Annotated in this window: 6 protein-coding genes; all 6 read left to right on the top strand. The window is 34.8% G+C overall.

Translation table 11 applies throughout. The annotated features are described in order from the left end of the window. Positions 1–81: 81 nt before the first annotated feature. The gene (locus ADIS_RS03890) at positions 82–330 is read left to right on the top strand and encodes a hypothetical protein (RefSeq protein ID WP_035804616.1); all 249 of its coding nucleotides are present in this window, start codon (positions 82–84) and stop codon (positions 328–330) included. Then, positions 327–4742: a DEAD/DEAH box helicase gene (locus ADIS_RS22165; protein WP_010853026.1), complete on the top strand. Its 4416-nt coding sequence runs from the start codon at positions 327–329 to the stop codon at positions 4740–4742. The genes ADIS_RS03890 and ADIS_RS22165 overlap by 4 nt, the downstream gene beginning before the upstream one ends. Before the next feature lies 1 nt (position 4743). Continuing rightward, positions 4744–5625 carry a hypothetical protein gene (locus tag ADIS_RS03880; protein WP_010853025.1) on the top strand — a complete coding sequence of 294 codons (882 nt, stop codon included), beginning with the start codon at positions 4744–4746 and terminating at the stop codon, positions 5623–5625. A 145-nt stretch (positions 5626–5770) separates the two neighbouring features. Beyond that, a complete protein-coding gene (locus ADIS_RS23115) occupies positions 5771–5968 on the top strand; it encodes a hypothetical protein (protein WP_081634856.1) in 198 nt (65 codons plus the stop codon). Positions 5969–6021: 53 nt separating this feature from the next. Then, the gene (locus ADIS_RS03875) at positions 6022–10293 is read left to right on the top strand and encodes an NACHT domain-containing protein (protein WP_010853022.1); all 4272 of its coding nucleotides are present in this window, start codon (positions 6022–6024) and stop codon (positions 10291–10293) included. Then, positions 10280–10503, top strand: a 224-nt coding sequence (locus ADIS_RS23350; protein WP_238325368.1) for a hypothetical protein, incomplete at its 3' end; no start/stop codon positions are given. The genes ADIS_RS03875 and ADIS_RS23350, both read left to right, overlap by 14 nt.

Genomic DNA, 10503 nt, shown 5'->3' with positions numbered 1-10503 from the left:
AGAATCGGGTTTTAATGCCCGCCTGCTCTTAGCCTTGGCCGTTACCACCAATGCTAAAAAGACAGACGACACAGCAAGACAATGACTAAAAATGGACTCAACATACAGACCATATCAACCAAGCGGACAGACTTTCAAACTGACCGTGTTTTGCTATTGGGACAAGTGACAGAAAATAAAGAAAAAGCCCACCCTTCGCATTTTTTAAAATTTCTTTTAGCCAGCAGCACAAATGGCACATTTGGTTTTGCCCAATACACAAGCCAACGCTTCTCAAAACCAAAAGAGCCGTTTTTTGCCAACGCACTATTTAATCGACATGCAAAATGAGACAGTTTCAGGCAGGATATATTGTCGATGGCTTGCAAGATGTTTTTGAGAAAAAATCATCGAAACAGGTTGCTTTTAAAGAGCTAACAAATTGGTGTTCCTATTTTTCATTTGAAAGTAGAAGTAAATTTGAAAATACTGAAATTGAGTACCCATCAAGAATAGCTATACTTATTAACCTTATTCAAAGAGGGACACCAACGAAGCTAAACAAGTATGCACTTGATTTTATAATTGATAGAAGTGGCTTTCTAAAGTATGATACTGAAAATGATAGTTCTATTGTTGTTCAGTACAACAAGCTAACCCCTGAAGCTAAAGATTTAATATTTAGATGTTTACATCTAATTGAACCTAGATTAGATATTCAAACTCAAAAACAGAATTATGAACAATCACGGGAAAATTTAGGGAGTAACTATGAAGAGAATTTCGTTTTTGAAGGCTTGCCTAATGCACTTGGAAAAAATGGAGTCGCATTTATTCAACTATTAGCAGCACAGAGAACTATTTCCAGTATTGTTAAAGACATAAAAGACTTAGAGAAAGTTCAGACAAGAGTAAAAAACAACTTTGAACAACAACGAACTGACTTTTCAATTCAATTTCCATATACATCAATTGAAGGTGCTAATGGAATTGTAATTGAAATAGATGGATCTCAACACGGTTCGCCTGAACAAATATTTCTTGATACGGAAAGGGACAAAATTGTAGCAGAATCTGGCTGGCATAATACTCTTCGTATACAAACATCAGAATTCGGTAGCCAACAATTTATAAATAAGATTCGGAACATTCTTGTTCCTGCGATAAATAACGATTATGTAAAAAATTGTATAAATAATTTTAAAAACCCGATTTGGGAAACGGAAAACGGGAAAAATATTATACAAATATGCTTAATACCATTTGCTGTAGCAAGACTCCAAAGAGCTATACTTGAAGCAATAGCCAAAAGCATACTAGACTTGAATAATCAAAAATGGTCAATAGCAATATTGGAGAGAGATGTTCCATGTGCTCAATTGGCGATTGATGATTTAATAAAAACCACGGAAGTATTAAGCTCCCTATCAGAAGACCCATTCATATTGCCTAAAATTGAGTTGAGTGTTTTTTCTACTCAAGAGTTTATAAATAGCAATTATCACGTTTCTAGCCCTGAGCTAATTAGTGAATTCAATTCGACAAAATTTTTTGATCTGGTTATTGATATCTCGGTATTAGAAAGATTTAATAATAGTGGAAATATCGCTTCAAATGCAAAAGAAATAATAACCATTCGTTCAATACATTATAAAGACACAAAAAGGAAGATTGCCACAGCTGAACTTATTAAATACAGGCCATTCTGTGTTAACCATAACGAAAGCGGGGTTTGGAGTATCGAAGATTTAAGAATTAAAGAAGGTTTGGTATATCTCTTACAATCCTTATTTCGAAAAAGAAGCTTTCGTGAAGGGCAATTGCCAATTATGCACAATGCATTACAATGTAAAAGTGTTATTGGTCTTTTACCAACAGGGGGTGGCAAATCATTAACATATCAACTATCTGCTTTATTACAGCCTGGTATCTGTTTAGTAATTGACCCCATAAGGTCTTTAATGAAAGACCAAGTAGATGGTTTAAATAGAAATCTGATTGATTCGTGCGTGTACATTAACTCGACTTTGCATGGCGAAGAAAAGAGAAAAGCAATGCGAAAGCTAGCCACCGGGGAAGTTCAATTTGTTTTCATTTCTCCAGAACGATTGCAAATGGAGGAGTTTAGGAATTTGCTGGGTGATATGCATGATGAAGGTCTTTATTTCAGCTATTGCATTATTGATGAAGCTCATTGCGTATCTGAATGGGGCCACGATTTTAGAACAGCATATTTACGACTAGGTGAGAATGCGATAAGATATTGTAAGACCAAAAATCAGAAACATATTCCATTATTCGGATTAACAGCTACTGCCTCTTATGATGTACTTGCAGACGTACAAAGAGAATTGTCAGGCAATGATGAAAATAGAAGACTAACTGAAGAGTCGATAATCAGGTCTGAATACTCAAAAAGAAATGAACTGCAATACGTTATTGAAGAGGTCACCTACCCAACAGGAGCACTAAATAACATTTGGGACTTAAAAAGGGAATTAAGTGGTAAGAAACAAGCAAGAGTAAAAAGACTTTTGACAGATTTGCCTGAAACAATTTATAGGTTTTTAAGCGATCCATATTATGTTTTCAGTGAAACTGATTGGGTACTGAATGGTAAAGGAGAACAAGAGGCATTTAAGAAGATGCAAATTGAGAACTACTCACCTGCTGAGTTTTATTCAAATAACAAAAATGCCGCACTGATATTCTGTCCGCATACGAAAGGTTCTTTTGGGGTTACTGACAAATTCAAGATTGACAAAGCGGGTATGCCTGTTGTACGTGAAGGGTATTATGATATTCTTATTTCACAACCAGAAATAAATGCCGGTTATTTTATGGGTTCGGGTAATGATTCTGACACTATTGGTAAAGCCATCCAAGAGGAGTCATTTGAAAATCAGGATAAGTTCATTAATAATGAATTGAACTTGATGGTGGCAACCAAGGCATTTGGTATGGGTATAGATAAAGAGAATATAAGGTGCACCATTCATATTAACTACCCAGGTTCAATTGAAAGTTATGTTCAAGAGGCTGGTCGTGCCGGGAGAGATAGGAAAATCGCACTCTCATACATTTTGTTTAATGACCAAGAAGTTGACCTACCAACTGAAGAAGAGCTTGTTGATCATGACTTGGATATCAACATGTACTTCCATAAAAACTCCTTCAAAGGTATTGCTAAGGAATTGGCGGTGTTGGATGAATTGCTTACAGAAATCTATTTTCCAGATAGAACTTTTGAATTGGAAAATTTAATAAATAATGAATTTGATACTAATGTTAAATGTAACTACTGGGAGGGCGGCATAAATAAAAGACTCTATGTAAACTTTAATTTCTCGGAACCGCTAGGTTATCTTGACCTCAATACTTTAAACGGGTTTCCAGGCGGGTCTGTCAATCCTATGCTTTCTGCTCAAATTTTCCCACTTCTTAAGGAATATATTCAAAGCTTAAATTTAAATGAGGCTGCCTACTTATGGTTACAACGAAGTGACAAACAAATTGGCATAGAAAAAATAATCGAATCAAAAAGAGAGGGTGACGATTTTAGTATTACAGTGGGCTTTTACAACAACACGAAAGAGCGTGTAAAAACAATAACGGAATGGCTAAAGAAAGTTGTGCACCCTTCATTTACAGAACAAATAGTTCAAAGAATGCGAGCTAATTGTACTGAAGCAGAATCATTCATTGAGGAAGTTTGTGACAATTACGAACGTTTTACTCACGGTCAGGAATTAGACTTTGAAACTTTTTGCAATAGCAGAGATCTCTCAAAAGGCAATCCGACAGGTACTGCCTACAAAATGTTTATGGCACTTTACAATGGTTACCGTGATAAATTGGATACTGAGAAAGCCATCTACAGATTGTCAACACTTGGCATAATTGATGATTATACAGTAAATTTTTCATCCAATACTTTTACGCTTAAAGGCAGTAAAAAAGTAGCGAAAGAGTATCGTGAAAACCTTCATAGATATTTATTAAAATACTATTCAGAAAAAACGACTAAAGCTAAACTGCGTAATCTTGAAAGGATTGATGAACCAACTCCAATACGTAAAGCACTTTATTTTCTAGTAAATTTTGTTTACAGCGAAATTCAAAAGAAGCGGCAATTAGCTATTCATGACATGAAAACCGCTTGTCGAATTGGTCTTGAGAGAGGTAGTGTAGAATTGAAAGACTACATTGACCTTTATTTTAATTCAAAGTACGCAAGAGCAGGATACTCATATTTCAATGAAAAAGGGAAAGAAGTCAATGCCTCATTGCCAGACCTTACAGATAATGGCAAAAATGAAGATTTGAAATGGGTTTGGCTTTTTATAGAAATTGTTGAAGAAGACCCAAAAGCGGGCCAAATTGATAACATAAAGCATCTAAGAGGTGCATGCACAAGAATGCTTAATAACCAACCTGACAGCTACACATTACTCTTGCTTAACGCTTTCACCCTTTACATGCTCGAATATAAAAACCCACGGTATCTGCAAGAAGCTGAGAACCTATTACTAAATGCTTTCTCAAGCATACAAGAGAAAGAATCAAATTGGAGTGACAAAAAATTGGAAAGTGTATATAATGAATTTACTGCAAAATTGATTGACAAGAATGGGGAACTTGAACACTTCATGGAGTTAAATGGCTTTAACTTTGACTTTGACTCAATAATGATTAAACGTTTACTTAATCCTTTACAAAAAGCAAATACCACCTTAAGGAACTTGAATAAAATTTTAAACTAGTATGGCAAACCCAATAGTACAACAGATAAATGCGGAATTAGAGTCCCTTCAGAAAGAATTGGAACAGTTTAAGGCCACAGTAGAATACCTGAACTTGGCTGAAGGACATGTAAAGAAGGCTGTTCAAACTGTTAACCATGCCGAAGCCCATTTCAATAAGAAAGTGGAAGAGCTTAAGGCTACTTATGATTCTTTCATTAAACTGACAGATGCAGTAAGCAAAGTAGTTACCAAGATAGAAACCATAAATTTTCCGGATAGACTTGATAAAATTGAAAAAACAGTAGAGGAAACAATCGCTTACCTGAATGAAACAAGAAAGGCTACGCTTGAAGAACTTCAAAAAGCATCTGAAATAATTGTAAAAGCAGACTTAGATGGTCGTTTTAAAAAGTTGCAAAACACAATTGATGCTTCTGTGAAATCAAATGAAGCACTTGCAAATACTATTGAGAAACAAAAGTTGCCGGAGAAATTAGAAGGCTTTGAAAAAAGTGTAACCAAAAAACTTGAATCGTCAATTGCTGATCTTCAGAAAAACACCAAACAGATTGCCACTGAAACTGCGAACTCAATTCACGACCTGAATCTACCAGTTAGGATGGACAAACTCGATGCTAATATTGCGGGCATTCTTTCTGCTATTCAAAATGTTCAAGGGCGAATTGAAAGTGTAGAGCGAAATATTAGTGATAAGCTAAAGGAAGCAGCTGAAAAGCAATCCCTTTCATTTGCTACCTTTCAAGAAAAAATTAATCTAAGTATTTCTAGCTTTCAACAGGAAATTTCTGCGAATGCCAAAAAACAGAAAACGCATACGTATATCACTTGGACAATAATCACAATCGGGTTTATAGTAATTTCAATTTTAATAAAGTTCTAAATGCCATTCTTGAACTCCATATTGCAAGCACATTGCCAAAGCCGCACAAGCCAACGCTGCACCCAAAGCTTTGTCAAAGAGCTTGCAAAGCCAACCCAAGAGAAAAAGAAATTTTAAAAAATGCCCCACCGCACGACAAAAGACAATGAAAAACGTAGTATCAAATAGACCGACAAACCACGGCAGACAAGGAAGCACTGGTGGTAACAGCGTGTATGTGGCAATAGCGGGTGAAGTGGTTAATCAAAGGTCTGTGCTTTTAAGAAACTTTGTACTAAACCGACAGGTAAGTGCTTCTAATCCGCTACTGCACATACACGCCAACCGTTACCGCCAAGTGTAGGACGACAAACTGAATATAAACATAATACCAACATCTCTTAAAAAAATAAACAATTGAACATAGAGTGGAATAAATTACGAGCATTTAATGGCGATATTAAAAATGGCTTTGAAGAACTTGTTTGTCAATTAGCAAGAGCAGAACAAATTCCAAACAAATCTAAATTTATAAGAGTTGCTGCACCTGACGGCGGGGTTGAGGCGTATTGTGTACTTTCTGACAATTCAGAATATGGTTGGCAAGCAAAGTTTTTTACTACAATGGGCGATTCTCAATGGACACAACTTGATGAATCGTTTAAAACAGCTTTTGCAAAACATCCGAATTTAATAAAGTATTACATATGCGTTCCATTAGATAGACCAGACCCAAGAATAACCATCACAAAAGGAAAGCGAAGAGGGCAACAAGTGAACCATTTTATGGATAAATGGAATGGAAAAGTAGCAGAATGGGAAGCATTTGCAAAATCAAACAACAGAACGATTGAATTTGATTTTTGGGGAAATTCAGAAATTTTTGAGCGATTAAGTAAGAAAGAAAACGAAGGCAAACTTTACTATTGGTTTGGCAAGGAAGAATTTTCCGATGAATGGTTTAAACAAAAACTTGATGAGAATATTAAAAATCTTGACAAGCGCTATACACCCGAACTGAATTTTGAATTGCCAATTGCAAAGATATTTGACGGAATTAGCAGAGATAAATATTTCAACGAACAATTCAACTCATATCTTGATGATTTACTTAAACATTATAGAAAAGCAGTTACTCATTTAAAAGAAGCAAAAGTTAAAGACCATATTGATAGAATTGTCTCAACAATCACAACATTCAGACAACAATGTGAGCAAATTGATTATGTTGAAATAAGCACTATTAATAATGTTGGTTTAAGTTCGCTATTAGAAGATGTTAGAAAAATCACTGACGATTTAATCCATAAATTATATGAAATAGATTCTACACTCAAGAAAGAAAAAAAAGAAAAAAGTAAATACGAGAGTGATACAAATAAATTTGGTTGGGATATAGAGTATTTCAGAAAGCTCAATAGTTCAATTTATGAGTTCATTGAATTTCTGAATAGCACAACAGTTCTTCTTTCAAACAAACCTTTTCTGCTTTTAACAGGCGAAGCAGGAAAAGGGAAATCTCATTTACTTGCCGATGTGGCAGTGAAAAGAAGAGAACGAAATCAATTTTCAATTTTATTGCTTGGTCAACATTTCACAGAGGAAGAACCTTGGAGTCAAATCAAAAAACAACTTCAATTAAATTGCGATAGAGATACGTTTCTTGCCTCCCTAAATGCAAAATCCGAAACAACACAAAGCAGAATTTTAATTCTGATAGATGCAATAAATGAAGGGAAAGGAAAAGAATTGTGGAAAAATTACATTTCAGGCTTCATTTCCGCAGTTAAGAAATATCCGAACATAGGTGTAGTCTTTAGCCTTAGAACTTCTTATGAAAAACTATTAATTCCTGAATCACTAACCGAAAAAAAAGAAGTCATAAAAGTTATTCATCACGGTTTTTCACATCACGAATACGAAGCATCGAAACATTTTTTTGAGTATTACGGAATTAAACAACCAAGTATTCCTTTACTTCACCCTGAATTTTCAAATCCATTATTCCTGAAATTATTTTGCGAAGGATTAAGCAAGAAAGGATTACACGAAATACCCGATGGTTATGAAGGTATTTCTACTATTCTTAATTTCTATCTTGAAGCTATTAATAGTAAGGTTTCGGAAAAACACAGGTTGCCTGAAAACTTAAATCTAACTCAAAAAGTTGTAAAGAAAATTGCAAGCCAAATTGCTGACACGGAAAATACCTATATAAAATTTGACGATGCGTATGCTACCGTTACTCAATTTGCCAAAGACAACTCAATTACAGAACCCGCTCAATTTTTTGAAGATTTAATTCGGGAAGGACTTCTCACTCAAAACGTATATTGGGAAAGAGGTGGAAATTCTTTTGACGGTGTTTATATTTCCTATGAAAGATTTAGCGACCATTTAGTTTGTGCCTACTTGTTGGAAAATCATTTTGACAAGAAGAATCCGACTAATTCTTTTACTACAGGAAATAAACTACATTCACTACTTGAAGACCAATATAAATCTTATTACAACAAAGGAATTATTGAAGCTCTTTCAATTCAATTACCTGAATTGGTAGGTATAGAATTATTTGAAGCCGCACCACACGCAAAAGAATTTGATGTAGTCGCACAGACATTTGTTGAAAGTATCGTTTGGAGAAAGAAAGAAACAATCAATGATAAACTAAAAGTTTACATAAATGAAGTTGTAATTCAAAAACACGACTTGCACGACTATTTCATTAGTACAATTCTTTTAATCACATCACAGCCGAAACACTATTTCAATAGTGATTTTCTGCACAATCATTTAATGAGATTTAGTATGGCTGACAGAGATTCGTGGTGGACACTATTTATTCATCATCAATACCCAAGTTATCCTGATGAAATCACTTCTATCCAACGAATGATTGATTGGGCGTGGACAGATGATAAACGAGAAAACATTTCTGATGAATCAATTCGTTTAATGTGCCAAACATTGTTTTGGTTTACAACAAGCACTAACAGAGCGTTAAGAGATTCTACAACAAAAGCAATTATTTGTCTTTTAGAAGAACGAATAAACGTTTTGATGCAACTCATTGAAACATTTGAAAAAGTGAATGACCCTTATGTTTTACAGCGAGTATATGCCGTTGCGTTTGGTTGCGCTATAAGAACAAGCAAAATAGAATCATTAAAAGATTTAGGAGTTTTTATTTATGAATCTGTTTTCAATACAAAAAATGTAGTTCCTGATATTTTACTGAGAGATTACGCAAGAGGAATTATTGACTACGCTGTTTTCAAAGGACACAAGTTTGATTTTGATTTAAACAAAACGAAGCCGCCTTTTAAAAGCGATTTACCAACTTCATTTCCAAGCAATCAAGAAATTGAAAAATACGAATACGACTATAAGGCAAAAGATTTCAAAGACTACTATTGGAGTTTAAATTCTATTATTAGTTCTATGAAAACAAATATTGGGGGGCAGATGTATGGAGATTTTGGTAGATATACATTTGAAAGTGCTTTTGACAATTGGAGTGTGAATGCACAGTTACTAAGTAATTTGGCTGTTAAATGGATTATTGAAAAATATGGCTACGATGTAGAAAAGCACGGAAAGTTTGATAGAAAAATTCGCTACGATGGAAGACATTCGCATAAAACAGAAAGAATTGGAAAAAAATATCAATGGATTGCGTTCTATGAGCTACTTGCAAGAGTTTCGGACAATCTCCCCTTTTACGAAGACTCATATAGTAAAAGTGCAAAGCCAATTCCATATATGGGACCTTGGGAACCATATGTGAGAGATATTGACCCGACAATTACAATAAAGGGAAATCCAGAAAACAAGAATGAAAAGTTTTGGTGGAATCCTACTGATTACAATAATTGGAAACTTCCAAACAAAGAGTGGATTTTCAAAACCGATGACCTACCAAGTCCATTGGAAATGATAAGTGTGTTTGACAAAGATGGTGTTGAATGGTTGGTGCTTGAAATGCACAAATCTTGGACTGAACCCGCAGACATCGGTGAAGATAAATATGAAAATCCGCATAAAGATTTGTGGTATCAAATCAGAAGTTATATCACTAAGAAAAAAGACCACGTCAAAATTTTGAAATGGTCAAAAGATAAAAACTTTATGGGAAGATGGATGCCTGAATCAACGAACAGATATCAAATGTTTAGTAGAGAATTCTATTGGTCAGCAGCAAATGAAACTTTTAGCGACCCCTATTATAGTGGCGTAAGTTGGTCAGAAATTTACGACAACACAACTCATCAACTTGTCGGTAAAGTTGCAGTAACAGCAGTCAATTATTTATGGGAAGAAGAATATGACGCATCAAAAGAATCTACTATTAGTTTTTACAAACCGACAGAAATTCTTTTCAATGTTCTTGACTTGCAATATTCAAAAATTGAAGGACAACTTTTAAGCAAAGACGGACAAATGATTTGCTTTGACCCTTGCGCAACACAACCAACGCATTCTTGTCTTATCGTAAGAAAAAATGACTTGGTTCAAAAATTAGAAGAAAACAATTTGAATATATTTTGGACTGTTTTAGGAGAGAAATTAATTATTGGAGGCGACCATAGAAACCGAGACGAATGGTTAGGAAGATTAAACATTTCGGGCGTTGTTCATTACGACAAAGACAAACTAAAACACATTCCATATTTTGTTGAAGAAAAATAAAAAAACATATAGAAGATACGAAAGAACACCAGGCGGTAACAGCGTGTATGTGGCAATAGCGGGTGAGGTGGTTAATCGAAGGTCTGTGCATCTAAGAAACTTTATTCTAAGCGGACAGGTAAATGCTTCTAATCCGCTACTGCACATACACGCAAAACGTTACCGCCAATCCCGTATATTAGAAACTCATTTACTTTCAGAGCTAACGGT

The sequence above is a fragment of the Lunatimonas lonarensis genome (genome assembly GCF_000390185.1).
In the GTDB taxonomy this organism is placed as follows: domain Bacteria; phylum Bacteroidota; class Bacteroidia; order Cytophagales; family Cyclobacteriaceae; genus Lunatimonas; species Lunatimonas lonarensis.
The sequence above is the reverse complement of the archived record's forward strand: the minus strand, read 5'-3'. Positions and strand labels throughout refer to the sequence as shown.

Bases quoted from the DNA above. Each gene is read 5' to 3' on its own strand.
- ADIS_RS03890 (WP_035804616.1), top strand. From the start codon at position 82: ATGACTAAAAATGGACTCAACATACAGACCATATCAACCAAGCGGACA.
- ADIS_RS23115 (WP_081634856.1), top strand. From the start codon at position 5,771: ATGAAAAACGTAGTATCAAATAGACCGACAAACCACGGCAGACAAGGA.
- ADIS_RS03880 (WP_010853025.1), top strand. From the start codon at position 4,744: ATGGCAAACCCAATAGTACAACAGATAAATGCGGAATTAGAGTCCCTT.
- ADIS_RS22165 (WP_010853026.1), top strand. From the start codon at position 327: ATGAGACAGTTTCAGGCAGGATATATTGTCGATGGCTTGCAAGATGTT.